Annotated in this window: 26 protein-coding genes and 2 other annotated features; of the genes, 23 read left to right on the top strand and 3 right to left on the bottom strand. The window is 39.5% G+C overall.

The window, feature by feature from the left end; all coding sequences use genetic code 11:
- Nucleotides 1-112 precede the first annotated feature (112 nt).
- The 3 genes from IHV09_RS16245 to ysxE are packed head-to-tail and all read left to right on the top strand — an operon-like array spanning nt 113 to nt 3,713.
- Nucleotides 113-1,711 (top strand): LysM peptidoglycan-binding domain-containing protein, encoded by a 1,599-nt coding sequence (locus IHV09_RS16245; protein ID WP_197264971.1) that lies wholly within the window; start codon nt 113-115, stop codon nt 1,709-1,711.
- Between the two features lie 14 nt (nt 1,712-1,725).
- The gene (locus tag IHV09_RS16240) at nt 1,726-2,643 is read left to right on the top strand and encodes a hypothetical protein (RefSeq protein WP_197264970.1); all 918 of its coding nucleotides are present in this window, start codon (nt 1,726-1,728) and stop codon (nt 2,641-2,643) included.
- Nucleotides 2,640-3,713: a spore coat protein YsxE gene (ysxE, locus tag IHV09_RS16235; RefSeq protein ID WP_197264969.1), complete on the top strand. Its 1,074-nt coding sequence runs from the start codon at nt 2,640-2,642 to the stop codon at nt 3,711-3,713. The genes IHV09_RS16240 and ysxE overlap by 4 nt, the downstream gene beginning before the upstream one ends.
- 28 nt (nt 3,714-3,741) lie before the next feature.
- Here the strand turns inward: ysxE and IHV09_RS16230 are convergent, their stop codons facing one another.
- Nucleotides 3,742-3,936 carry a hypothetical protein gene (locus IHV09_RS16230; RefSeq protein ID WP_066396554.1) on the bottom strand — a complete coding sequence of 65 codons (195 nt, stop codon included), beginning with the start codon at nt 3,934-3,936 and terminating at the stop codon, nt 3,742-3,744.
- Nucleotides 3,937-4,104: 168 nt separating this feature from the next.
- Nucleotides 4,105-4,327: a binding site (T-box leader), on the top strand.
- 47 nt (nt 4,328-4,374) lie between these two features.
- On the opposite strand from IHV09_RS16230, the gene IHV09_RS16225 reads away from it, so the two are divergent.
- The 20 genes from IHV09_RS16225 (at nt 4,375) to IHV09_RS16130 (ending at nt 24,714) form a co-directional block, all read left to right on the top strand.
- Nucleotides 4,375-7,023: a valine--tRNA ligase gene (locus tag IHV09_RS16225; protein WP_197193754.1), complete on the top strand. Its 2,649-nt coding sequence runs from the start codon at nt 4,375-4,377 to the stop codon at nt 7,021-7,023.
- 75 nt (nt 7,024-7,098) lie between these two features.
- On the top strand, nt 7,099-8,397 hold the full coding sequence (locus IHV09_RS16220) for a bifunctional folylpolyglutamate synthase/dihydrofolate synthase (RefSeq protein ID WP_231618362.1): 1,299 nt from the start codon (nt 7,099-7,101) through the stop codon (nt 8,395-8,397).
- Nucleotides 8,398-8,505: 108 nt separating this feature from the next.
- Entirely contained in the window at nt 8,506-10,227 is a 1,722-nt protein-coding gene (locus IHV09_RS22460) for a GGDEF domain-containing protein (protein ID WP_197264968.1), read from the top strand.
- A 110-nt stretch (nt 10,228-10,337) separates the two neighbouring features.
- Nucleotides 10,338-11,333, top strand: a complete 996-nt coding sequence (locus IHV09_RS16210; protein WP_197131321.1) for a hypothetical protein — start codon at nt 10,338-10,340, stop codon at nt 11,331-11,333.
- Between the two features lie 620 nt (nt 11,334-11,953).
- Entirely contained in the window at nt 11,954-12,544 is a 591-nt protein-coding gene (locus tag IHV09_RS16205) for a Maf family protein (RefSeq protein WP_197131319.1), read from the top strand.
- Between the two features lie 32 nt (nt 12,545-12,576).
- Nucleotides 12,577-13,248 carry a RadC family protein gene (radC, locus tag IHV09_RS16200; RefSeq protein ID WP_197132108.1) on the top strand — a complete coding sequence of 224 codons (672 nt, stop codon included), beginning with the start codon at nt 12,577-12,579 and terminating at the stop codon, nt 13,246-13,248.
- A gap of 72 nt (nt 13,249-13,320) precedes the next feature.
- The gene (locus tag IHV09_RS16195) at nt 13,321-14,358 is read left to right on the top strand and encodes a rod shape-determining protein (protein ID WP_137788747.1); all 1,038 of its coding nucleotides are present in this window, start codon (nt 13,321-13,323) and stop codon (nt 14,356-14,358) included.
- Nucleotides 14,359-14,372: 14 nt separating this feature from the next.
- The gene (gene mreC / locus IHV09_RS16190; RefSeq protein WP_197131317.1) at nt 14,373-15,245 is read left to right on the top strand and encodes a rod shape-determining protein MreC; all 873 of its coding nucleotides are present in this window, start codon (nt 14,373-14,375) and stop codon (nt 15,243-15,245) included.
- On the top strand, nt 15,245-15,763 hold the full coding sequence (gene mreD, locus IHV09_RS16185) for a rod shape-determining protein MreD (protein ID WP_197131315.1): 519 nt from the start codon (nt 15,245-15,247) through the stop codon (nt 15,761-15,763). Before mreC ends, mreD begins: the two co-directional genes overlap by 1 nt.
- A gap of 63 nt (nt 15,764-15,826) precedes the next feature.
- Nucleotides 15,827-16,504, top strand: a complete 678-nt coding sequence (gene minC / locus IHV09_RS16180) for a septum site-determining protein MinC (protein WP_197131311.1) — start codon at nt 15,827-15,829, stop codon at nt 16,502-16,504.
- 15 nt (nt 16,505-16,519) lie between these two features.
- The gene (gene minD, locus IHV09_RS16175) at nt 16,520-17,314 is read left to right on the top strand and encodes a septum site-determining protein MinD (protein ID WP_197264967.1); all 795 of its coding nucleotides are present in this window, start codon (nt 16,520-16,522) and stop codon (nt 17,312-17,314) included.
- A 693-nt stretch (nt 17,315-18,007) separates the two neighbouring features.
- Nucleotides 18,008-18,736 (top strand): M23 family metallopeptidase, encoded by a 729-nt coding sequence (locus IHV09_RS16170; RefSeq protein ID WP_197264966.1) that lies wholly within the window; start codon nt 18,008-18,010, stop codon nt 18,734-18,736.
- Entirely contained in the window at nt 18,729-19,580 is an 852-nt protein-coding gene (locus IHV09_RS16165; RefSeq protein ID WP_197264965.1) for a site-2 protease family protein, read from the top strand. The genes IHV09_RS16170 and IHV09_RS16165 overlap by 8 nt, the downstream gene beginning before the upstream one ends.
- Before the next feature lie 30 nt (nt 19,581-19,610).
- Nucleotides 19,611-21,098, top strand: a complete 1,488-nt coding sequence (locus IHV09_RS16160) for an Rne/Rng family ribonuclease (RefSeq protein WP_370568993.1) — start codon at nt 19,611-19,613, stop codon at nt 21,096-21,098.
- Between the two features lie 46 nt (nt 21,099-21,144).
- Nucleotides 21,145-21,217 (top strand) — a sequence feature (ribosomal protein L21 leader region).
- A gap of 14 nt (nt 21,218-21,231) precedes the next feature.
- Nucleotides 21,232-21,540, top strand: a complete 309-nt coding sequence (rplU, locus tag IHV09_RS16155; protein WP_066396525.1) for a 50S ribosomal protein L21 — start codon at nt 21,232-21,234, stop codon at nt 21,538-21,540.
- A 5-nt stretch (nt 21,541-21,545) separates the two neighbouring features.
- Nucleotides 21,546-21,899 carry a ribosomal-processing cysteine protease Prp gene (locus tag IHV09_RS16150; RefSeq protein WP_197131293.1) on the top strand — a complete coding sequence of 118 codons (354 nt, stop codon included), beginning with the start codon at nt 21,546-21,548 and terminating at the stop codon, nt 21,897-21,899.
- Nucleotides 21,892-22,182, top strand: coding sequence for a 50S ribosomal protein L27 (rpmA, locus tag IHV09_RS16145; RefSeq protein WP_066239506.1), 291 nt, complete (start codon nt 21,892-21,894; stop codon nt 22,180-22,182). The genes IHV09_RS16150 and rpmA overlap by 8 nt, the downstream gene beginning before the upstream one ends.
- 128 nt (nt 22,183-22,310) lie before the next feature.
- Nucleotides 22,311-22,847, top strand: a complete 537-nt coding sequence (locus IHV09_RS16140) for a Spo0B domain-containing protein (protein ID WP_171005400.1) — start codon at nt 22,311-22,313, stop codon at nt 22,845-22,847.
- Between the two features lie 18 nt (nt 22,848-22,865).
- Nucleotides 22,866-24,152 carry a GTPase ObgE gene (obgE, locus tag IHV09_RS16135; protein ID WP_197131287.1) on the top strand — a complete coding sequence of 429 codons (1,287 nt, stop codon included), beginning with the start codon at nt 22,866-22,868 and terminating at the stop codon, nt 24,150-24,152.
- Nucleotides 24,153-24,267: 115 nt separating this feature from the next.
- Nucleotides 24,268-24,714, top strand: coding sequence for an ACT domain-containing protein (locus tag IHV09_RS16130; RefSeq protein WP_137788756.1), 447 nt, complete (start codon nt 24,268-24,270; stop codon nt 24,712-24,714).
- 38 nt (nt 24,715-24,752) lie between these two features.
- Here IHV09_RS16130 and IHV09_RS16125 read toward each other — a convergent pair whose 3' ends face one another.
- Nucleotides 24,753-25,280: a transcription repressor NadR gene (locus IHV09_RS16125; protein WP_197131284.1), complete on the bottom strand. Its 528-nt coding sequence runs from the start codon at nt 25,278-25,280 to the stop codon at nt 24,753-24,755.
- Nucleotides 25,277-26,428, bottom strand: coding sequence for an IscS subfamily cysteine desulfurase (locus IHV09_RS16120; RefSeq protein WP_197264963.1), 1,152 nt, complete (start codon nt 26,426-26,428; stop codon nt 25,277-25,279). Before IHV09_RS16120 ends, IHV09_RS16125 begins: the two co-directional genes overlap by 4 nt.
- Nucleotides 26,429-26,461 lie beyond the last annotated feature (33 nt).

The following is a 26,461-nucleotide window of genomic DNA, read 5'->3' as shown; positions in this document are numbered from 1 at the left end:
CGCTATTTTTGTTTTTTAAGAAAGCTGTTACCTAATAAAAATCATATTTCGTCCTGTTCCCTCATACACCTATATTGTATAACTATATGCAACCTGAAAGGAGGAGAAGGGCATGAGTCAATCGAAGCTGCGTTTCTCCATTGAGGAGTCTGTTTGGCTAAAGAAGGGACAGGAAGTAGCTGAAGTTTTGTCGATGTCACTAGATCCTGAGATTCGTATTACAGAGGAAGCCGGACAGGTTTATATCAAGGGAGCCCTAATTTTAAATGGCAGATACCGGTCAGAGAAACAAGAACAGACTGAGGGAGTATCAGATCATAATACGCTCTCTGAGAGTATGTCTTACCGCTCTCTTACACAACTGAACGTTGCAGAAGATGGGATGACAGATCTTGTGCATCGTTTTCCAGTCGATATTACCATCCCATCTTATCGTGTAGAGGATTCTAATGAGGTAAAAGTGGAAGTCGAATCGTTTGAATATGAACTTCCGAACTCTACATGCTTTGAACTTTCGGCATCGATCTGTATTTACGGGATTAAAGATGAGAAACAGCGTCAGGAAAGTCAATCATACGATCTTCCGAAAGAAGCGGTTAGAACGAGTGCCACAGAAGAAAGGTCTGTACAAAAAGAAGAAAAACAAGATATTTTTACTCCTTTTCAGTTTGAAGCACGTCAAAGTGGCGGCGTACCTTCACAATCTTCACACCTTAATGAATTTGCAGCTAGGTTTAATGAGAACGAAGCTGACGCTCGTGCTGAAAAGACAACACCGTTTGAATTTAAACCGCATTTTGAAGCACAAGATGATCGGACGATGGAAGCTACATTCGATTCGTTAAAAGCTATTGCGTTCTCGATGAACGATACAAGAAACAATGATGCTGCATCTATGGATGAACTGGCGGATTCTGATGAAGAGAATTCACAGCTTTATGGAGAGGTAGAGGAGATGGAAGAAAATAATAACTCAGATGCCTATGATCACGTAGAAGGTGACTATGAGAGCTATGATGCTTCATATCAAGAAGATGAAGCTAGCACCCAAACAAACCATCCTCAATATGAGCAATCTTACCAACAAGATGCGAATAGACCTTATTCATACAACCCATATCAGCAGCAGGAAGAATATCAGCAACAAGCTTCGTACCAAAATCAAGGTGGGTATCAGCAGCAGGAAGATGCTTACCAGCAAGAAGAAACAAATCAACAACATGATGCTTACCAGCAGCAAGAAACGTATCAACAGTATGATGCTTATCAACAGCAATCCAATCAATACGGAAATTATCAATATCAGCAGAATGCTTCACAGCGTCCTTCATACGAGTATGGTGAACAATCTTATGAAGCTGAACAAGAATACGAGAATGCAAGTTACAACGGAGCAGAAGAACAGGAAGCAGCTTATGAATCCTACGATACGAGTTACGATGAATATGAGTCAGAAGCAGAGTCTATGGAAATGCATAAAGAACGTGAAGAGCCTAGAGACGAGAACGCTCTTTATTTAACGAAGATGCTTTCTGCTAAAGAAGATCGTTTCTCTAAAATGAAAATGTACATTCTTCAGCGTGGAGATTCACTAGAACACATTTGTGAGAGATATGATATTTCATTGAACACTCTCATGCGTATGAACCAACTGCAGCAAGGGGAAGTAACCGAAGGACAGATCATATATATCCCAGTAAGTTCACGTTAGGTCGAGGTGCTATTATGGAGCTGATCAACGCCTTAGAAAAGGAATATGAACTTTATGGGATGCGATGGAAAGAGAAACCTCATATCATCCTGACTGATTATGGAGAGAAGCGTATCCGTTATTGGAGTGAGAGCGAGAGTATGAGGTGGCACATAAGTTGGCGCGATGAGTCCTCTAAGGGCTCAGGCGCTGTGCCAGATCGTATGATTCGTACTAAATCGGGTGAACCTGCCATAAAATATGGAAACAGGTGGCTCACTGTTCATGATCATACAGAAACATTGTATGGATGTGAAGATGTTGAACGTTGGGGGCAGTTCATCGGCACATTACTAAATGCGGCAGTGTCTGTGAAAAATCAAGAGGTGTTCATGAAACAGATCGAACCTCCTGTCTTTGATTTGAATCATTGTATGACGCTTGCTCAAAAGTATTTAGAAGCTAACTTTCAATGTATGGTTACGAGTATAAAAGAGAGTAAGCAAAGATTGGAATTTTCTCGTGCTATAAAAAATAGAATGAGAAATCATGCATTACCTGTTCTTGATAAAGAGCTAAGCGTAAAAAATGGGAAGAAAATCTTTCACTTCTTATTTTATCAGGGTGGTGAATCTTTACCAGTAAAGGGGTATCTGCCACTTCGTAAGTTTATGGTAGAGTGGCTGGAACAAACCTCACCTTCTTCTTTAAAACGGCTGTTAACGGAGGTGAATAAGCATTTTTCTTTGGAACAAGAGCATGGGTTGTTACTTTTAGCTGAGGTCGTTATGCCTTGGGAACTGTATGATTGCTTAGATCAATTAGATAACAGCTCCTTAGAAAGAATGATAGATGGCTTGAAAAGATATGAAGATTGCTGGGAAAAAAATCGAACATTGGTCAAAACAGTAACCGAATGGTTTGATGAAAAAAGAAGGAAGGTGGCCCTATGACAACGGAAAAAGATACATTAAATTACGGGCCCGTCCTTTTTCATTATGATCTATTTCCCGAGAAGTTAGAGCAGCATGGGAGAGTTAAGAAGGTCGTAACGAAAAGGGGTACATTTGCACTGAAAGAAGCAGAGATGTCAGAGGATGAAAGAAGCTGGTTTACGCATGTGATCCAACGTCTTTCTGAGATAGGTTTTCATCAGGTCGTTCCTCTGTATCCTACAAAGTTTGGTGATTATACGGTTCAATTAGGATCAAGAACGTATTATTTAATGCCATGGTTTGCGTCTGATGAAAGAAATGAGAGAGCGAAAGATGAAGTTCTTATCGATCACTTAGGAAAGATTCATGCGTTAACACTGAAGGAGCAAGACTTTTCAAATGAAGTGGTAGAACATTCGTATCAGTATCTCATGAACAGATGGGAAAATCGGCAATATGAAATGGAGAGATTTACGGAAGAAGCAGAACAGAAAACGTATATGTCTCCCTTTGAACTAACGTACCTTAGTCACTTTCATCAGATCATGAGAATGACAGAAGAAGCGAAAAGAAGATTGAAAGAATGGTATGAAACGTGTCAAAGAGAAAAACGCTACCGGAGCGTACTTTGTCACGGTAAGGTTTCAAGGAATCACTTGATCTTTAACCCAACAGGTGAAGGCCATCTACTCAATTTTGAAAAGGCCGTTCTGGATACACCAATCAGAGACTTAGCCGTTTATTTTAGAAGAGCAGCTCATCAAAAGGAATGGTCTGCAGAAGAAGGAAAATCATTATTAGACCTTTATGAAAAACACGTACCCTTGCTAAACGAAGAAAGAGGATTATTAATTAGTTATTTATCTTATCCTGAACCTGTTTTTAATGCAGTGGACCTTTATTGCATGAAACGGAACGATTATTCTCAAATTGAAATGGTGCATAGGCTTGAGAGCAGAATAAGAGCCATGAAAAAAATCCGAGATTTCTGTGATGCGATTATGATGGCTCCCCCACCTGCACCTTTAGAGCAAACAGATTCTATTCCAACAAAAATTCACATAAATGATGAAGGAGATCACATATAACGACTATATGTGATCTTTTTTTGTTTTTTTAAAGAACATCATAAGCGAAACACACATGGAGGATCACTAAGGTTAAAAGGATGATAAAATCAACAGCAGATGGAAATAGTATCGTCCTTAAAAGCTGAAAGACAATAAGTGGCGCAGTCAATTGTCCGATTGTTTGTTTGAGTGTGACAAACCACCCAGGAAAACGTGTTTTTCGAAAATACTTTCTAGACAAGACAAGCCCTCCATTCGCCCATTTTTTATAATTTATGCAACAATATAATTAATGTGAAAGACAGGCTTTCACCAAAGGGCGATCAAAGGCATAGAATAACTTTTATAAGTTACGGTAATACTATTGACTAAAAACAGATAAGTTGTATAAAATATACTCAGATTCTATATTGTCGCGTAGACAGGGAATAGTACAACATAACACCTTTTAGAGAGAGGATTCATCTGCTGAAAGAATCCTTAAGGAATGTTAGTTGGAAGTCGCCCTTGAGCATCTTCTCTGAAACTCGAAGTAGGAGAAGACGGTCCATCCGTTATTCATGAGTGTACAGCAAGTCTATTTAGACTTGCCGTAAATAAAGGTGGTACCGCGGAGTCCTTTCGTCCTTTTTGACGAAAGGGCTTTTTTGTTTTTTTAGAAATAAAGGAGGAGAATAGAATGACGAACGAACAGAAAGAACTGACGATGCCAACGAAATATGATCCGAAGGCTACAGAAGAAAATCGTTATGATTTTTGGTTGAAAGGTAAATTTTTTGAAGCAAAGAGCGAAGAGGGTAAACAGCCGTATACGATCGTAATCCCACCTCCTAACGTTACAGGGAAACTACACCTCGGGCATGCATGGGACACAACGCTTCAAGACATCTTAACACGTACAAAACGTATGCAAGGATACGATGTTCTATGGCTGCCTGGGATGGATCATGCTGGTATTGCAACCCAAGCAAAAGTAGAAGGAAAGCTTCGTGAAGAGGGGATTTCTCGATACGATTTAGGCCGTGAAAAGTTTTTAGAGAAGTCTTGGGAATGGAAAGAAGAGTATGCAGAGTTTATTCGTAATCAATGGGCAAAATTAGGGCTCGGCTTAGATTATTCCCGTGAACGCTTTACATTAGATGAGGGATTGTCTGATGCAGTTAAAGAAGTTTTTGTTACCCTTTATGAAAAAGGCTTGATCTACCGTGGTGAATATATCATTAACTGGGATCCAAAGACGAAAACAGCTCTTTCTGATATTGAAGTTATCCACCAAGATGTTCAAGGTGCGTTCTATCATATGAAGTATCCACTAGCTGATGGATCTGGACATATCGAAGTAGCAACTACTCGCCCTGAGACGATGCTTGGTGATACAGCAATCGCTGTTCATCCGAAAGATGAACGTTATCAACACCTAATCGGCAAAAAAGCTATCCTCCCAATCGTTGGACGTGAGATCGAAATTGTTGGAGATGATTATGTTGATATGGAATTTGGTTCAGGAGCTGTAAAAATCACACCTGCTCATGATCCAAATGACTTTGAGATCGGAAACAGACACAACCTTGAGCGTATCCTTGTAATGGATGAAGGCGGTCAGATGAATGACAATGCTGGTGCTTACCAAGGACTCGACCGATTTGAGTGTCGAAAGCAGATCGTTAAAGATCTTCAAGAGCAAGGTATTTTGTTTAAGATTGAAGAGCATATTCATTCTGTTGGACACTCTGAGCGAAGTGGAGCGGTTGTTGAACCATATCTTTCAACACAATGGTTTGTTAAGATGCAGCCTTTAGCAGACGAAGCGATCAAGCTTCAAAAAGGTGAAGATAAAATAAACTTTGTTCCTGATCGCTTCGAGAATACGTATATGCGTTGGATAGAAAACATTCGTGATTGGTGTATCTCGCGTCAACTTTGGTGGGGTCACAGAATCCCGGCTTGGTTCCATAAAGAAACGGGAGAGATCTACGTTGGTAAAACGGAGCCGAAAGATCCCGAAAATTGGGAGCAGGATACAGATGTTCTTGACACGTGGTTCTCATCAGCTCTTTGGCCGTTCTCAACGATGGGATGGCCTGACGAAGAAGCTGCTGATTACAAGCGTTACTTCCCAGGAAATGTACTCGTAACAGGTTACGATATCATTACGTTCTGGGTTTCAAGAATGGTCTTCCAATCGATCGAATTTACGGAACAAAAGCCGTTTAACGATGTGCTGATTCACGGGCTCGTACGTGACTCCGAAGGAAGAAAGATGAGTAAATCACTCGGTAACGGTGTTGACCCGATGGATGTGATCGAGAAGTATGGCGCTGATGCTTTGCGTTTCTTCTTATCAACAGGAAGTTCACCAGGAAACGACCTTCGTTTTTATTGGGAAAAAGTAGAGTCTACTTGGAACTTTGCTAACAAGATCTGGAACGCATCTCGTTTTGCATTGATGAATATGGATGGTATGCAATACGATGAGATTGATCTAAGTGGAAAGAAATCACTAGCTGATCAATGGATTTTAACGCGATTGAATGAAACGGCAGAAGATATCACACGTTTGATCGATGCATACGAATTTGGAGAAGTGGGACGCCTGCTTTATAACTTTATCTGGGATGATCTTTGTGACTGGTATATCGAAATGGCGAAACTTCCACTCTATGGGGAAGATGAAGAAGCGAAGAAAACGACTCGTTCTGTTCTAGCACATGTGTTAGACCAAACGCTAAGATTGCTTCATCCTTTCATGCCATTTATTACAGAAGAAATCTGGCAGCACTTGCCTCATAAAGGTGAATCGATCACTATTGCTTCTTGGCCAGAAAAGCGTGAAGATCTTCATTTCCCTGAAGCAGCAAAAGAATTTGCGCTGATTACAGAAGTGATCCGTTCAGTTCGTAACATCCGTTCTGAAATGAACGTTGCTCCGAGTAAGCCAGTTGAACTACAGATCAAACCAAAGAATAAAGAGATCCTTTCAGCACTCGAATCAAATCGTCATTATTTAGTGCGTTTCTGTAACCCAGGCGAACTTATCATCTCAGATGAGATTTCAGCACCTGAGAAGAGCATGAGCACGATTTTAACAGGTTTAGAAATGTACCTTCCACTTGAAGGGTTGTTAAATATCGATGAAGAAATTAAGAGACTTGAAAAAGAAGCTGAGAAATACGCGAAAGAAGTAGAGCGCGTACAGAAAAAATTAAGCAATGAAGGCTTTATGAAGAAAGCACCTGAAAAGGTTATAGAAGAAGAGCGTGCAAAAGAAGCGGATTATCAAGAGAAATATGATAACGTATTAGCGCGTATTAAAGAACTTCAAAGCTAACACATCATCTATATGAGGCGGATCCTTATTTCAGCAGGGATTCGCCTTCTTTATGGTTAGAAAGGCGGAATTAACTTGAATTCTTACAAGGAAGCACTAGAGTGGATTCATAGCTTATTGAAATTTGGTATAAAACCTGGTCTGAAACGAGTGGAATGGCTCTTAGAACGAACAGGCAACCCCGAAAAGAAGATAACGTGTATACATATTGCAGGCACGAATGGTAAGGGGTCAACTGTAGAATATATAAGAAGCATCATGAATAAAGCGGGTTATTCTGTAGGTACGTTCACATCTCCTTATCTCATTTCTTTCAATGAGAGGGTATCATTGAACAGGGTACCTATTGCAGACGAAGAACTGCTTCATTATGCAAGAATCGTGAAGCCTCTTGTTGAAGAAGTTTCTTTAACCAATCTAGGAAGTCCTACCGAGTTTGAAGTGATCACCGTAATCTCACTTCTTTACTTCGCTGATAAACAGCCTGATATTGTTGTATATGAAACAGGGCTTGGGGGTCTTTACGATTCTACTAACGTAATAACACCGATATTAAGCCTCATTACAAACATAGGCTTTGATCATATGGGCATACTCGGTGAAACGCTAAAAGAGATTGCCTTTCAAAAGGCTGGGATCATCAAGCGTTGTGTACCTATCATTACAACAGCAGATCAATCTGAAGCACGTGAAGTGATCGATCGTAAAGCGAAGGAAATGAATGCAGAGAACCATTACCTTGATCGTGATTTTTCTGTTGTACACGTAGAAAGTACAAATAGTGGTGAAAGATTTCTCTATACAGATTCTGAAGTTCATAGAGGTATAGAACTTGAGATTTCTATGATGGGAACGCACCAAATTAAAAATGCTGGATTAGCAGTGGCAGCTGTTAAGCATTTAACAAGGTCTGGCAAGTTTAATATTTCGCTCTCTACGTTAATGGATGGACTTCGCGAAGCAATTTGGGCTGGAAGATTTGAAAAAGTATCACATTCACCCGATATAATAATTGATGGGGCTCATAACCAACAAGGTGTTGCAGCACTTAAACAAACACTGATCAATCATTATGGATCTAAGCGAATCTTTCTTTTGTTTGCGGCTTTGGAAGATAAGGCGTATGCAACGATGATGCAAGACTTGGTAAGTGTCGTGTACGAAGCGTGTTTTACATCCTTTGATTTTCCAAGAGCAGCATCTGCGGAACAATTATTGGCAGAAAGCCCTCTGGAAAATTCATATAGCATCTCTTCTTGGAAAGAGGCATTGCAACATTTAAAAGACCAATTAGAGGAAGATGATATTCTCATCATTACAGGATCGCTCTACTTTATTTCAGAAATTAGAAAAACATTTACAAATTTGGAATAACATTTATTGTAATTTTTAGAACTTTTGATAAAATAAAAGATAATGAATTTGTCCTAGTAAAAAAGTTGTGTATTTTAAACATTCCTTATTTGGAAGGGGGACAAGGTGGTGGCGACTCGTATGGTAAATAGAAAAAAACGTATGATTCTTATAGCGGCATGGATTTTCTTTTTCCCACTCGCTATTTGGACGGCTGTTCAGATGACGAGTAACCAGCCTGATATCAATGTAATCGACCTTGGTATTATAAGCTTTTTAGCGATCGTTGTTTCTTGTTTCCCGATCAAAGTGATGAATACGAACATCTCCTTCATGTCTGGAATCAACCTAGCCGTATTTCTTTACTATGGGCTGACTGTTGCGTTATATATGACGCTATTATCAGTTTTAGCCATGTTTATCTCTCTAAAGGTTCATGTCATAAAAGAGTATTATAGATATATGGCGAACAGCCTTATGTTTACATGGCTAATTATCTGTGAGAGCTCGGTGTTTCATCTCTTTGGAGGTGAAGTGGGACCGTTTGCAGTTGATGAATCTATTAATTTGATTCCTGTAGTCGCATATGTTTTAACGGGGTTGGTTTTAAATCATGTTGGTCTTTACTTTATCGTAAAAGTACTATACGAAGAAGACGTTGCTTTTTTTGAGCGTGATGCTGTATGGGACCTCGTTTCGGAGGTTCTAGCTATTCCTGTTGGCCTCATGCTATTTGTTCTATACTCTCAGCTAGGGCGTCCTGGAATCTTTTATGTTGGCCTACCATTTCTTTCATTATCTATCATTATTAATCTCTATCATGTTAGTCAACAGATTAACGATGCTCTTCAAAAAGCGAGTGAGATCGGCCAGCAGCTTTCTGAACATTTAAAGGTAAATCACATATTGGATGTTTTTATAGAAAGACTGATCGGTTTTATGAATGTTGATTTTGCGTTTATATATGATGCGGATGCGGGAGAAAATCTTAAGATCATACGCCAATATGAAAGTGAAGAAGGCATACTCACCACAGTACCTATCAAAAAACATGAAGCTATTAGTGGTAGAGTATGGTCGACAGGAAAAAGTATACGTTATAGCAAATTGAAGCCATGGCGTAAGATATCGAACGTTTTCTTTCAAGGAAAAGCACAGTCTGTACTCTCGGTGCCTATGATCAGAAATCAAAAAATCGTAGGTATCATTACCTTTGCATCGAAAGAAAAACACGCTTTTCAGAAGCATCACCTCATCATCCTTGAAATCTTAGCAAACTACTTGGCAGTAGCGATCGATAACGCAAGAAACTACGAATCCACAAAGTTAAAAAGTGAACAATGTCCTTTAACAGGTTTATATAATTATCGATATTTTGAGAGCATTCTTACCGAAATGTACCAAAATTATGAGTATTTTAGGAAGCAGTTCTCAATCATCTTATTAGATATTGATCACTTCAAAAAAGTAAATGATACATACGGTCACCAAAGTGGAAATGAAGTATTGATCCTTTTAGCTAAAAGACTAGAAGAATTTATTGGTGATCGAGGAACAGTTGCCAGGTATGGTGGAGAGGAGTTTATTATCTTGCTACCTGAATCAGGGGATAGAGCGGGTATCCAATTAGCTGAACAGCTTCGTTCTGTAATTTCTGATCAAGGATTTGATATACATAATGACCTCACCGACCAATGCAGACATACGATCTACATAACTGCAAGTATCGGGGTTGCAACCGCTCCTCATCAAGGAGAAGATGCACTTACATTAGTACGAAACGCAGATCGTGCCATGTATACAGGTGCAAAACAACAAGGAAGAAATAAAGTCGCCGCTTATATCGGATAAAAATCTAGGCAGTTTCACGCCTGGATTTTTTTTGTGTTCCTATCTTTTTCTTGTTCTATTAAAACAAAAATAGCATATGTTTTAGTAGATGATAGAGAGGAGCGGATGATATGAAACAAGAGATATCCATCTTGATCAATGGTAAAGAAAAGAACTATAGTGAAGATCAAACATCTGTTAAAGAGCAGCCCGCTCATAATGAGGTTGCTGCTGCCATCGAGGAAGTGAACAGAGGCGGATATACGATTCTGGCAACTTCTCTTAAGAAACGTGAAAACTTCTTTAAAAGAAAGAACGGACATGTGTTGAACAAGAGGACAAGCTTCCTTGTTCCGAATAATGGGAAAGGCTTTCCTAAGCAAATTGTTGCAGCGATTATAGGAGCTATCGTTACAGGAACAATTTTAGGAGTATTAGTCTTAACGGTATTCTCCTCCGATATCACGGAAGCTGGAGATAAAGTGACAGAAGCATCAACAGTTGCTACAGAAAAAGTAGCTGACTCTGGTAAATCCGTAACAATCAGGCCAATCAAATTAGATTTTTCAGCACTTCAAGCGGGTGTCTTCTCATCAAAAGATCGAGCTGAAGGAGCTGTTAAAACCATAGAAGATAAAGGCTTTTCAGCAGTTGTTTTTAAAGCTGAAGAAGAAAAGTATTCTGTTATCGTAGGCATTGGAAATGAGAAGCATCAATTAGATAAATTTAATGAAGCTTATCAAAAAGAAATGGATAAGCCACTTTTTAAATCGCTCTCTTTTTCTTTTGATCAATTAAAAACACCATCAAAGCTAGATGAAACCTATTTTACGAATGGTCAGATTCTACTTCAAAATACGCTTACCCTTTCTCAGATGCCAGACATAAGTGGATCAGGTCTTGATCGGACACTGAACGATTTTAACAAGTGGAAAGAGTATGGAAAAGGGCAGAAGGGCAAGTGGAGTGAAAGTACAACGAAAGCAGCTTCAGATTTTGAAAAGCAGCTTGAAGGTGCCTTTCTAGCGTTAAAGGATTCGAAAAAAGGAGAACTGAACTGGGCTTTTCAGCAAAAAGTAATGGATAGCTTACAGTCTTATACGAAGCTGCTTGCAACATTAAAATAATTAAAATAAATAGCCTGTTTGCTTATTCATTGCTCTTTGAAAGTAGTTGATTTAAGCTCCGGGTTGATCGCTTTCCATGAGGAGACAGGTGAGCGCCTCGCCGCTTTGCGTCATTAAGGGACTCACCTGTCTAGTTGCAGTGGCTAGCCCCTCGAGGACAAAGGTTATACGGTCTGTGATGAGCAAAGTGCTCCTTCATAGCCCATTCAACTTTTGCTTGTCGGGCCTTAACAAGCCACTTCTACTTTTAGGATCGACCGCTCGTCCCATAGGAGTCGGCAACCCTCCACTCTGATCAACTTGCATTAAAAGAAAAGTAACATTCTTAGAAATGAAGAAACTAAAGGAATTTAAGGTATGGCTCGATTGTTGAGTCATACTTTTTTAGTTTCCAAAAAGATTGATTGTGAAAGCGTAAAACAAAATCTTGATTGATAGGTTTTTAAGAATTTTGTCGGAATTCGTCAATGAATTTAATCATTTGCCCTCATAAAATGCAGTAAAGAACCGAAAAACTAATAGAAGTATGTTTTTCGGCGTGATTTGTCTAATTTTTACAAGTTTGCTATTGTAAATCTATACGAAACTATACATTAAAGAATTAGATGAAAGGTGATTACATGAAACGCCTCATATTAGCCTCTGCTTCACCTCGAAGATATGAACTTCTGTCATTAACGCTTCTTCCATTTGAAACGTATCCAAGTACACTTGAAGAAAAAATGGATCACTCCCTTACTCCAAGTCGATTGGTAGAATCACTTGCTGAACAGAAAGCTGCAGACATTTTTACTCAAAAACCAGAGTGTGTGATCTTAGGTGCAGATACAATCGTATCTTATCAAAATAATCGTCTTGGCAAACCTAAGAATCGAATTGAAGCTGCCGAAATGTTAAGGATGCTCTCAGGTCAAACACATGAAGTTTACACGGGGGTCTGTTTAATAGATCAAACAAAAAAAGTGATTTTCTCTGTTAAGACAAGTGTTACTTTCTACACTTTAGATGAAAATACAATTGATTGGTACTTAAACACTGGTGAACCTTTTGATAAAGCTGGCAGTTATGGAATCCAAGGATCAGGATCGCTATTAGTTGAGAAAATCGAAGGCGATTACTTCAATGTTGTAGGATTACCGATCTCTAAGGTGGTTCGATCACTAAAAGATTTCGGGTTTTCTTTCACCGAGTCAGTCACGAAGACTGAATAATAGGGGGGACGTAAGTGGTAACGAAGCCGCTTATGATAAAAGATTACCCATTACAGGAGAGGCCGCGAGAAAGACTTTTAAATGATGGTCCTGAAGCGCTCTCTAACTATGAATTGTTAGCTATTCTTTTAAGAACGGGTACGAAGCAAATGTCAGCTATCCAGCTTGCCCATCATATCATTCAGCAATTTGAAGGATTAAGGCATCTTAAAGAAGCAACAATTGGTGAACTGAAAGAGATCAATGGTATAGGATCAGCAAAAGCAGTGGAACTGATGGCTGCCATAGAAATCGGAAAACGGATCAGCCGTCTTCAGTTTGAAGAAAGGTACACGATACGTTCACCTGAAGATGGAGCTAGGTATCTGATGGACGAGCTGCGTTTTTTACAGCAAGAACACTTCGTTTGTTTATATTTAAATACAAAAAATCAAGTGCTTTATAAAAAAACGGTTTTTATCGGAAGTCTAAATACGTCTATCGTACATCCGCGAGAAGTATTTAAAGAAGGCTTCAAACGCTCAAGTGCTTCAATCATCTGTTTTCATAATCATCCGAGCGGTGACCCTGCTCCGAGCAGGGAAGATATTGAAGTGACAAAAAGATTAGTAGAATGCGGAAAAATGTTAGGAATTGAAGTGTTGGATCACATCATAATAGGTGATCAAAGATACGTAAGTTTAAAAGAAAAAGGATATGTTTAACATTGTCTTTTGTTTCTTTTTTAGCGTATAATCAAACTTATGAGTTTTGCTTGATGAAAGGAGTCTACATAAATGTTTGGTGGATTTTCAAGAGATTTAGGAATTGATTTAGGAACTGCAAACACACTTGTTTACGTGAAGGGCAAGGGTGTTGTTGTGCGTGAACCTTCCGTTGTTGCTTTGCGTACTGACACAGGTTCAATTGAAGCGGTAGGTAATGCTGCTAAGAATATGATTGGACGTACTCCTGGTAATATCGTTGCCGTACGACCTATGAAAGATGGAGTTATTGCTGATTTTGAAACAACAGCTACAATGATGAAATACTTTATTCAGCAAGCCCAAAAAAACCGTTCTGTTTTTGCACGTAAACCTTATGTCATGGTATGTGTACCATCAGGAATTACTGCAGTGGAAAAGCGTGCGGTTGAAGATGCGACTAAACAAGCGGGAGCTCGTGAAGCTTACACGATCGAAGAACCTTTTGCAGCTGCAATCGGTGCTGATCTTCCTGTATGGGAACCAACAGGTAGCATGGTCGTTGATATCGGTGGAGGAACGACTGAAGTTGCGATCATCTCTTTAGGTGGTATCGTTACAAGCCAGTCAATTCGTATTGCTGGTGATGAGATGGACGATGCGATCATTGCTTATATTAAGAAGACTTATAATCTTATGATCGGTGAAAGAACGGCTGAAACTCTTAAGCTAGAAGTCGGTTCAGCTGGTGCGCCGGATGGAATTGAAGATATGGATATCCGTGGTAGAGATTTGTTGACAGGTCTTCCAAAAACGATTACGATTACGGCGGAAGAAGTTTCCAGTGCGTTGCGTGATACTGTTAATAGCATTATGGATGCCGTTAAAGTAACTCTTGAAAAAACACCACCAGAACTTGCTGCTGACATTATGGATCGTGGTATTGTTTTAACTGGTGGCGGTGCTTTATTACGAAACTTGGATAAAGTAATCAGTGAAGAGACGAAGATGCCTGTTATTGTGGCTGAGAACGCGTTGGATTGTGTAGCAGTTGGAACTGGCCGTGCGCTTGAAAACCTGCACCTCTTTAAATCCAAGGCTGGTATAACTTCTAGATCTAAATCCAAGTAAGTAGGTGTATTTTCATGCCACAATTTTTTTCGAACAAACGCCTTATCATTCTGCTAGTCAGCATTATCATTCTAGTAGCTCTGATTGGTTTTTCGATGAAAAAAAGGGAAAGCCTAACCTTACCTGAACAGTTTTTAAAAGATTCTGCAGGACTAACACAAACGATTTTCTATAAACCCGCTAATACACTAGCGGGTTTCTTTGAGAATTTAGCTGAAATGAAGCAGCTCTACAAAGAGAATCAAATGTTAAAAGCTAGGTTAGATGAGTACGCAAAACTTTATGTACAGTATGAGGAAGTTAAAAAAACAAACGCAACACTTAAAGCGCAATTAGACAAAGAAGAAGATCTTACCGATTTTAAAGTGAGAGAAGGTACTGTGATCGGACGCTCCCCTGATCAGTGGAATCAATTTATCTACATCAACAAAGGGGAAAAAGATGGTATCAAACCGAAGATGGCAGTCATTTCACCACAAGGATTTATTGGGAAAGTCACGAATGTTTCCTTGTTTCAGTCAACCGTTCAGTTGATAAGTGACAATGATCGTACGAATCGTTTCTCTGCTATCGTTCAAGGTGAGAAGAACATCTTTGGAACGATCGAAGGTTATGATGCAAAAAAACAAGCTTTGGTGTTTAAGAAGATTCCGGTAGATGCAAAGATTAAGAAAGGCCAAAAGGTGATCACCTCTGGTCTAGGAGATGTCTTTCCGCCTAACCTGCTCATCGGAGAAGTAATTGATATTGAACCAGATGAAGTGGGATTGACACAAACTGCTTATTTAAAACCTTCAGCAGATCTTTATGATATTGATCATGTGATGGTACTTGAACGAGAAATGCCTGCAGTGGATGAAAGTTTAAGAGAAAAGGAGGAAGAATGATGAAAAAAGTCTTTCTTCCTTTTCTTATCTATCTAGCTTTTATTAGTGAGAGTTCATTAGTACAAGCTTTCTTGCCTCATGATAATAGTATGGATTGGCAGCTAGTCCCCCGTTTTTCAATGGTATTAATTTTATTTGTTGCCATGTATGTAAACACCACATACGGGCTTTTGTACGGACTTGCTTTTGGTTTGCTCACTGATCTTCTCTATACAGACATCATTGGTGTTTATTTGTTCTCTATGGCAGCTACTGCCTATATTACATCAATCTTTTCAAGGTATTTATTTGGAAACTTGATCGTGACTTTACTTCTGTCCGTAGTAGGGGTTTCCATATTAGAGTTTTTTGTATACGGTTTGAACAGTCTTATAGGAATCAGTACTCAGATGTTAGATGTATTCCTGTATAAAAGATTGTTGCCTACCCTCATCTTAAACGGTTTCTTTGCGATACTCATTTATTATCCGTTTGTAAAGCAGTTGAACCAAATAAAGGATACTCTAAAAGAAAACTAACTTTTGCAAAGAGGAATTTAGACCTAGCTGTCGAATGTTAGTACGTTGAGGTGAACAATGGCAATGGTACAAAAACTCCAGCACAACGTAACAATTAAAGGAACAAAAGACGGCCTCGTTTTATTGTTGGATGATAAGTGTTCCTTCGATCTATTAGTCGAGGAGCTTAATGATAAATTAACCGCCGGAAGCAGCCAAATGTTAAGCGGACCTGTAATTTCCGTTAAAGTAAAAGCAGGGAACCGTTATTTGACTGCTGAACAAGAAGAGAAGTTAATAGAAGTTCTTAAACAAAAAGAAAATCTTATCCTAGATCATATTGAGTCAGATGTTATCACAAAAGCTGAAGCTGAAGAGATGAGAAAAGATGCTCAAGTTGTGACCGTATCTAAAGTCGTCAGATCAGGTCAGGTTCTTGATATACAAGGAGACCTGCTTCTGGTCGGCGATGTAAATCCTGGAGCAACTGTGATGGCGACAGGGAATATTTATATTCTCGGTTCGCTAAAAGGAATCGCTCACTGCGGCACAAAAGGTAACGAAGAAGCGATCATTGCAGCATCCGTAATGAAGCCTTCTCAACTTAGGATTGCTCACCATATTAATAGAGCACCAGACTCTTATCCCGAACTAGGAAATGAGATGGAGTTTGCTTACATATCCAATGAAGAAAAACAGATTCGTATTGATCGAATCAGTGCTGTTCATCGATTAAGACCGAAACTGAACAGTTTGCTATAGAAAGGGGAATGAAGCATGGGAGAAGCAATAGTCATAACGTCTGGGAAAGGTGGAGTCGGTAAAACGACGACTTCTGCCAATTTAGGGACTGCTCTAGCTCTTTCTGGAAAAAAAGTATGTCTTGTAGATACGGATATCGGGTTGAGAAACTTGGATGTATTGATGGGACTTGAGAACCGCATCATCTATGATCTTGTTGATGTAGCAGAAGAACGCTGCAAACTTAAACAAGCATTGATAAAAGATAAGCGTTTTGAGTGTTTGTACCTGCTCCCAGCAGCTCAAACAAAAGATAAATCTTCCATTACCCCTGAACAAGTAAAAACAATCGTTCAGGAATTAAAGCAAGATTACGATTATGTCATTATTGATTGTCCTGCAGGCATTGAGCAAGGCTTTAAAAATGCCATTGCAGGTGCGGATAAATCAATCGTAGTAACCAATCCTGAAACTGCTTCTATGCGTGATGCTGATCGCATTATCGGGCTGTTAGAACAAGAGGATATGGAACCGCCTAAACTGATTGTAAATCGTCTTCGTAATCATCTGGCTAAGAACGGTGATATGTTAGATGTTGATGAGATCGTTTCCGTGCTTTCTATCGAGCTTCTTGGAGTCGTGATCGACGATGAGAGCGTGATAAAAGCTGCAAACAAAGGTGAACCAGTTGCGTTACAGCCTGACTCGAAAGCTTCTATCGCATACCGGAATATTGCGAGAAGAATTTTAGGTGAGTCTGTTCCGCTTCTGTCATTAGAAGAAGAAAAAGGTTTCTTTGGAAAGATCAAAACATTATTAGGTATGAAATAAGCATCGGCTTCTAGCTGATGCTTTTTTTTTGAGCTCTTTACTCTGAAGGTTTTGAAAGTGGTTAATTTCCGTTCCAGGATGCTCGCTTTCCGGGGGGCGTGCGGTGAGCCACCTCGACACTTTGTGTCCTTAGGTGTCTCGCCTGTCCCGCTGATCCCCCAGGAGTCTCGCACCTTGCACTCCAATCAACAAACCAAAGATGTATTTTACAAAGCTATTTCATAGGCGTTCTTGAAGTCGGTTATTGACTTTCATGATGCTTGTTTTTTAGATTTGATCATTTCACGCTTAGTCAAAAGCAACTGTGCTTCCTTTGTTTACTAGTAAACCTACCGTATAGTCTTTATTGTCGTTTGCTCGGTGAGAAGCTTGTAAGGTGTTGCACTATTCAATTTGTCTTTGGAGCTTTTGGATTTTTTCTTTTTGCTACATTTGCAAGTTGATTGGAGTGGAGGATGCGAGACTCCTGCGGGACGAGCGGTCAGGTGAGACCCTTAATGGCGCAAAGCGGCAAGGGGCTCACCGGTCGCCCCGCGGAAAGCGAGCACCTGTAACGGAAATCAACCACTTACGAATACAACAGAGCTTATGTAAATCTTTATTTTCAGCTGCACAAATCTACAAACCATTTACTCATATCTCCAACGGACAAGTCATAGGATGTACATATATGAGAAAAATGGAGGAACGGTTATGAAAAATAGAGCAGATGAAATCCGAAAGAAGTACGGTAATATTTCTAAGAACAGCAGCTCAAAAGAAAGTAGCTCGGTTATCACATCCAGGGACGAACCGGAGAAATCTCATCCTCTATTCAACCGTCATGCTATGTTAATGCAGATTATGTTTTCCATTATCTTATTTTTAATTGTAGGAATCGCATTTAAGAATAATAATGATCATACGGTTCAGGCGCAAAACTTTATCAAACATGTATATCAAGATGAGTTTCAGTTTGCTGCAGCAAAAGATTGGTATGAAGATAAGTTCGGAAAACCATTAGCTTTATTTCCGAAAGATAAGTTGCAGAAAGAAAAGAAAACGGAAGAAGTCAGTGAAGTATTTGCTGTTCCTGCTGATGGTAAGGTGTATGAGACGTTCAGTACAAACGGCAAAGGAATCGTTATTGAAACGGGCAAAGAGGAAGATGTAGAAACGTCGAAAAGTGGTTACATTGTTTATGCTGGAAAGAAGGATGACTTGGGTTATACCGTAATCATTCAACACTCGGACGAACAAGAATCGTGGTATGGAGACCTAAAGGAAATTGATAAGTCCATTAAGCTATATAATTATGTAGAAAGCGGTACTCGATTAGGTAAAGTATCGGGAAGTAAGGATGGGAAGTCCGGTAAATTTTATTTTGCGATAAAAAAAGACAAGAGTTTCATTGATCCTAGCAAGGTGATTGATATTGATTAAATTAATAATAGAATTCATACGAAAAATAAAGATTAATCCCGCCTTTTGGGTCGTCATTTTCGGTGCGGTCTATACGGGGCATTTTAGGGAGATTATCGTCTGGTTTTTCGTCGTTCTAATTCATGAGATGGGTCATTTTGCTGGTGCCCGTCTTTTTAATTGGAGAGTTTCAAGAATAGATCTTCTCCCTTTTGGAGGTGCAGCCGTAGTTGAAGAACATGGCACACGTCCGATTCACGAAGAGGTTTGGGTAGCTGTACTTGGTCCGTTACAACACATTTGGCTTACCGGAGTCGCATATATCTTAAGTCAGACTAACCTCATCTCTGCGAATGATTTTTATTGGTTTTTTATTTTGAATCTAACCTTATTTTTATTTAACCTTCTTCCGATATGGCCACTCGATGGTGGGAAAGTTTTATTTGCTCTAGTATCCAAATGGATTCCATTCAAAGAAGCACAGCAGAAGTTTTTAATGGTATCCGGTGCTTTGTTGGTCATAGGCAGTGCATGGCAGCTCTCTTTACAGCCATCGCATTTGAACCTTTGGGTAATCTGTCTTTTCCTAGGCTTAGCTCATATTCTTGAATGGCGCAGCAGACATTATGTGTTCATACGGTTCTTGCTGAACAGAATGCAGCAATCAAGCATAAAAGGTACTCGTACGATTATCGTACCTCCAACATGGTCACTTTCAAAAGTCACTCATCACTTGGTAAAAGGTGTTTCCCATTCTATTGTTATTAAGAATTTTAATCCTATTACGATCAATGAAAAGCAACTCTTAGAAGCTTATTTTCATAATCATTCTCCCGAGTGTGCAATTGGAAAAGTTTTTCGTTAGAATAGGATACAGAGCAAAAAACAGGGAGATGTGAATGGAACGATGCAGCGCGTAGTAATCAATGCAGTAGGAATGGAAAAACGTACAGCGTTAATGGAGAATGAAAAACTTATAGAATGTGCGGTCCATAGACCGACTAAAAGTCCGTTAACAGGAAACATCTATAAAGGAAAAGTTCAAAAGGTTTTGCCTGGCATGCAAGCTGTGTTTGTAGATATTGGAACGAGCAAGAACGGCTTTCTTCATAAAGACGATTTGCCTGCTTATCAACAACTTTCTGGTGAGGCACAAAAGAAAGTATCCATCTCAAGCCTTATTAAAGAAGGAGAATCGATACTTGTTCAAGTCGTTAAAGAAGAGTCTGGAGATAAAGGTGCCAAATTAACAGCCCTTATTTCGTTTACAGGCCATCTGCTCGTTTATTTTCCATTCACTCCTCACGTTGGAATATCCAAAAAGATAAAAGAATCTCAACGCGCAATGCTACAAGACTGGGGAGATTCTGTTATAAATAATCAAGAAGGTCTGATCATTCGGACAGGTTGCGAAGATTTTCCTGAGCGCGAAATGAATCAAGAGCTTGAAAGTCTTAGAAGACAATTGAACGAAGTGCAAAAATGCTCAGATGGTAAAAAAGCACCTGATCTAATCGTGCAACCTCCATTTTTTTATCCACTCTTAGAGAGATGGATAAATCATAACGTAGAAGAAATTATAGTTGATGATTATGAAACGTATCAGCATGTCAAAGAGTATGCGGCTTCCTTTCAAAATCCATTTTCTGTTAAACTGTACAATGAAAAAGAGCCTCTTTTTCGCAAATTAGGAATTGACACAGACATTGAAAAAGCACTTTCTCCGTTAGTATGGTTAAAGAATGGGTCTTCGCTTTATTTTAATGTGACAGAAGCGTTAACAGCGATCGATGTGAATACGGGTAAATTCACTGGAAAAAAAGATCGGTCTAAGACTGTTGTTGAGACAAATAAGATAGCTGCACAAGAAATAATGAAACAGCTTCGTTTGCGTAATATTGCCGGCATGATCGTCATTGACTTTATTACGATGCAGTCAAACGAAGACAAAGAACAAATCAACAAGGTTATGCGAGAAGCATTAAAGAATGATTCTGCTACCATGATTTTGCATGGTTTTACGAAAATGGGCTTGTTTGAAATGACTAGAAAAAAAGAAAGGCCTTCATTACTTGAGACTCTTGCTACAAGGTTCGATCGCCATATGATGGATGGGTATATCCTGCGCCAGGAAACGTTGTATTATGAGATGGATCGTATAATGAAAGAATACACATACGAAGATGACGAGGCTTTATGGATGGAAGTGCCACAACACTTTTCTGAATGGCTGAAAAAGAATCCTGACAAGCTGAAACATTTAGAGAAACAGCATGATATTAAAGTGTTTGTATCTATCGGTTCGTCAAACAGAGAAATGGCAGTCAGACAATCAGGAAAAATAGATGAAATAAGAAACAGGATGTTAAAAGATTCACATTGACATAAGGGTGCCAAACATGGTATCCTTTTTTCGTTAGTGTTTGGAGCACCCGCTCCAACCGCACAGACCAGGTTTTAAGTATTTTATATACACCTGGGATGGCGAGTCTGAGTATAAGAGGAGGTGCACGTTGATGTACGCAATTATTCAAACTGGTGGTAAGCAAGTTCGAGTTGAAGAAGGTCAAGCAATCTATGTTGAAAAACTAGATGTTGAAGCTGGAGCGTCAGTAACATTTGAGGATGTATTGATGGTAGGTGGAGATAGCTTGAAAGTAGGAGCTCCTTTAGTTGAAGGTGCTACAGTTACGGCAACAGTTGAAAAACATGGCCGTGGCGAAAAAGTGGTTGTCTACAAGTTTAAGGCGAAGAAGAACTATCGTCGTAAGCAAGGACACCGTCAACCATACACAAAAGTTGTGATTGAAAAAATTAACGGGTAATTCTCATGATTCTAGTTTCTATATACAGGAACAACGATCAAGACATACTTTCGTTTACGATGGAAGGACATGCTGATTTTGCTCCACATGGCCAAGATTTGGTTTGTGCAGCAGCTACAGCGGTGTCATTCGGTACGATCAATGCGATAGAAAAGCTTTGCGGCTATGAGCCAGAAGTAACTACTCATGAAGATGGTGGTTTTCTAACGTTAACCGTACCGGGTAATCTTAATGATTCTATACATCAAAAAACACAGTGGCTTTTGGAAGGCATGGTTGTATCCCTTGCTTCCATTGAAGAAGGATACAGCGAGTATATAAAATTGACTGAACATGAAGGAGGTGCAACGAATGCTTAAATTAAACCTTCAATACTTTGCCTCTAAAAAAGGGGTAGGTAGCACAAAGAATGGTCGTGACTCACAGTCTAAGCGTCTAGGCGCTAAGCGTGCTGATGGACAATTCGTTTCTGGTGGTTCAATTCTTTACCGTCAACGTGGTACTAAGATCTATCCTGGTACAAACGTAGGTAAAGGCGGAGATGACACACTATTTGCTAAGGTAGACGGAGTTGTACGTTTCGAACGTTATGGCCGTGACCGCAAAAAGGTAAGTGTTTACCCAATCGCGCAAGAAGCGTAAGAGGGAGATGAAAACTCTAACCAGATTGGTTAGAGTTTTTTCTTTGCTTTGTGAGAGTATTAAGTACTGCGCTAAATTTGTTGGTGTAAGGTATAGCCCTATTAAAAGGAAAGGCTAGGAGTGCGATGATGTCAAACAAATGGACAACTGTCGATCTTTTGCGCCACGCCAGGCATGACTGGCTAAACCAGCTACAGCTTATTAAAGCAAACCTATCACTTGGCCGCACAGAGCGGGCAAAAGAGATTATGAATGAAGTTATTGAACTATCACGGGAAGAATCAAGAATCTCTAACCTGAAAACCCCGAATTTATCGGAGTACTTATTAACATATAACTGGTTGAAGCATCCGGTGAAATTGTATGGAAAAGTAAATGGTGAAAGCGGGGATTTCAGCTTATTTGAAGAGGAATTGTTACATACGACGAAAGAAGTATGTGATGTGTTGAATAATTCCATTTCGGGTTATGATGAATACTCACTTACTGTTACATTTGATCCTGCAGCTCTTCGAGTTTGTTATACCTTTCAAGGGATGCTAACAGATGAGAAGGATACGTATGAAGTATTGAGAAATATTTTTTCAACACATAAAAGCATGTTACTCATCGAAAGCTATAATCAGGAAAATAAGTGTTATTTTGATATTCAGTTAACTTCCTAATGGAAGGAGGAGAATGAAATGTTTGTCGATCAGGTCAAGATTTATTTAAAAGCAGGTGACGGCGGAAACGGAATGGTTGCATTTCGCCGTGAAAAATACGTTCCAGACGGTGGTCCTGCTGGTGGTGACGGAGGAAAAGGAGCAAACGTGATCTTTGAAGTTGAAGAAGGTTTACGAACGCTTATGGACTTCCGTTACAATCGTCATTTTAAAGCCCCTCGAGGTGAACATGGTATGTCTAAGGGCATGCATGGAAAAAAAGCGAACGATATGATTGTTAAAGTTCCTCCAGGTACTGTCGTGACAGATGCTAATACAGGAGAGACAATTGCTGACCTCGTACATCATCAGCAGCAAGCGATCATCGCTAAAGGCGGTCGAGGCGGCCGTGGAAACACTCGTTTTGCTACTCCTGCAAACCCGGCTCCAGAAATTGCTGAGAACGGAGAACCAGGTGAAGAACGAGAAGTAACATTAGAATTGAAAGTCTTAGCTGACGTAGGATTAGTAGGTTTTCCGAGTGTAGGGAAATCAACCTTCTTATCGATCGTTTCAGCAGCTAAGCCAAAAATTGCTGAGTACCATTTTACAACAATCACTCCTAACTTAGGAGTTGTTGCGGTAGAGGATGGAAGAAGCTTTGTAATGGCTGACCTTCCAGGTTTGATCGAAGGTGCTCACGAAGGAATTGGACTCGGTCATCAATTCTTAAGACATATCGAACGAACACGTGTTATCCTACATGTTATCGACATGTCTGGAATGGAAGGCCGAGATCCTTATGATGATTTCGTGAAAATAAACGATGAGCTTAATCAGTACAACATGCGTTTAATGGAACGTCCTCAAATTGTACTAGCTAACAAAATGGACATTCCAGGTGCTGAAGAAAACCTTGAAACGTTCAAAGAAAAAGTGGGAGAAGACGTAAAAGTATTCCCAATTTCTGCGATTTCTCGTCAAGGTATTAGAGAAGTGCTTTTCACAACAGCAGATACTCTTGAAGTAACACCTGAGTTCCCTCTTATTCATGATGATGGTGGAGAACAACAAAGGGTTCTATATAAGCACGAAAAAGAAGATGCTGGCTTCTATATTACTCGTGACCCTGCAGGTGTTTTTGTTATCAATGGTCCGAAGATTGAAAAGTTGTTCAAGATGACAGACTTTTCTCGAGAAGAAGCAACAAAGCGTTTTGCAAGACAAATGCGTACTCTTGGTGTAGACCAAGCATTGCGTGATCGTGGAGCAGAGCATGGTGATGTTGTTCGAATCCTAAAATATGAGTTCGAATTTATCGATTAAAAGAAGGCAGCCTATTCTGTAGGCTGTCTTTATTTTATACAAATGTCCGTGTGAGATAGACACGAAAGGTAAATCCTATTATAATAAAGGTAAGAAAGTCACCGGAGGAAGCTAAATGAAAAATGATCAGCAATACTACATGGTAAGAGAAGATGTGTTGTCCGAATCTATGCAAAAAGCATTGGAAGCAAAGTCTCTCTTAGATCGAGGAAAAGTTAAAACAGTCGCAGAAGCTGCAGAAAAAGTTGGATTGAGCAGAAGTGCATTTTATAAATACCGTGATGGGATCTTTCCGTTTCATACGATGGTTAAAGAGAAAATTATAACACTATCCATTCACCTTGAAGACAGATCCGGTGCCCTGTCGAGTCTGTTAACAGTTGTTGCTTCCCAAGGATGCAACGTATTAACGATTAATCAGACGATTCCCTTACAAGGACGTGCACATATTACATTGACGATTGAAACGAACATGCTTCAAGGAGATATGAAGGACTTGTTAAGCACATTGAACCGTATGGAAACGGTAGAACGAGTGGAAGTAGTAGGAACCGGCGCATAAAGAAATCCCTGGCTGTTACAGCTAGGGATTTTTTTGGCTTATAATAAGAATCCTTTTTCCTTTAAAGCACCGCAAACTTTATCGAGCTTCTCCTCTGAGTCTGATGATAGAGTGTGCATGTGAATACCTTCTGTTAATTCACTTAGAAGGCTAGCATTCGTATCTTTAAGCCGTTGGATCAGATCTTCAACATCTTTTCGCGTGGAGAGTTTAAGTGAAGCCTTAATATCACCATAAACAGGGTGTTCAACGGTAACATCTTCAACTGTAACGCCATAATCCACAATTGTTATTAGTTCACTCGTTGTTTCTTCTGGAGAATGATTTGCTGCAATCACACGAGAGAATTGTTTTTTTGAGTCGTTCTTTAAGTAAATATAGCCTTGAGCTGTTGCCATGATCGGCTCACCGCTTGCTTTTAAAAGTGACATGTCTTGTACGATAACCTGTCTGCTAACATTTGTTTTAGTGGCGAGAATCGAACCACTAAGCGGCTTATCAGCTTTCATCAGCCAGGCTATGAGCTGCGAACGTCTGTCTTCACCTTTTAATTTATCGTTGCTCATCTTGTTATTACCTCACTAACAGATCTGAATGTATTTGTTATTTCAATAAGTGCTTTTCCAAGTAAAGCAATTTCTGCAGAAGTCGTTTGATGACTGGTCGAGATTCTAACCAATTCATGAGCTTCACTTTCTGTTCTTCCAATGGCCAGTAAAGTTTTAGAAGGTGCTTGTTGTCCGTTCTTGCATGCTGACCCTGTTGAAACAGCGATTTTTAATCGATCCAGCTCTTGCATCACGATTTGACCTTCCATTCCTTTTGCGCGGATTGGAATGATAAATGGAGAGCTGTCGTCATTGTCTTCAAAGATTATATTCCTATCTTTAAGTATAGACGATTTTAGTTGTTTTCGCATGTCAATGGCATGCAGATAGCGATCTTGCTGTAAATGGAATGCCTCTTCTGCTGCTGTTATGAATGCGACGATTGATGGGAGATCAACAGTACCAGCACGGAATCCACGTTCATGTGTGACTTCTGAAAGAAGAGGAGCTATATGAATAGATGGTGATACATATACAGCACCCGTTCCCTTTGGTCCGTTTATCTTGTGAGCAGACATTGTAAAAGCATCTATGTTCAAAGAATGAAAATAATTTTTTTCCCATTTTCCGAAGGATTGAACACAATCACTGTGAAACAAAACACCTCGATTTTTTAAATGTTCACCGATTTCTTTGATATCCTGAACGATTCCCGTTTCACTGTTCACATGCTGAATGGTGACGAGAATAGTATCTGGACGAATTGAGGACAGCAGTGTATGGATCGAGATCTTCCCATTTTTTTGTATGGGTATTCTTGTTATCTCATAACCACTTTCCTCTAAAAATCTAAGCACATAATCAATAGAGGGGTGTTCTACATTTGAAGAGATAATGTGTTTTCCTTTATAGTTTGCTCCATTCGCTAATGAAGTAATAGCTAGAAAATTGCCATCAGAACCCCCGCCTGTAAAATAGATCCCTTCACTTTCTTTATTTAACAACTCAGCTAAAGAACACCGAGCATGTTCTAATAGATCACGAGCTGCTTGGCCTCCCTCGTGAAGACTTTCTGTGTTTTGAAAATACATTTTTGAAGTTTGAACAAAAGCATTCACTGCCGATTCTGACAGGGGTGTAGTTGCTGCATAATCAAGATATATCAAGGTTTCCACCTCAGTTTTAATAAAATAGTTGTA

It is taken from the genome of Fictibacillus sp. 23RED33 (genome assembly GCF_015903925.1).
Lineage (GTDB): Bacteria > Bacillota > Bacilli > Bacillales > Fictibacillaceae > Fictibacillus > Fictibacillus phosphorivorans.
This window is presented reverse-complemented; position numbering and strand designations above follow the sequence as displayed.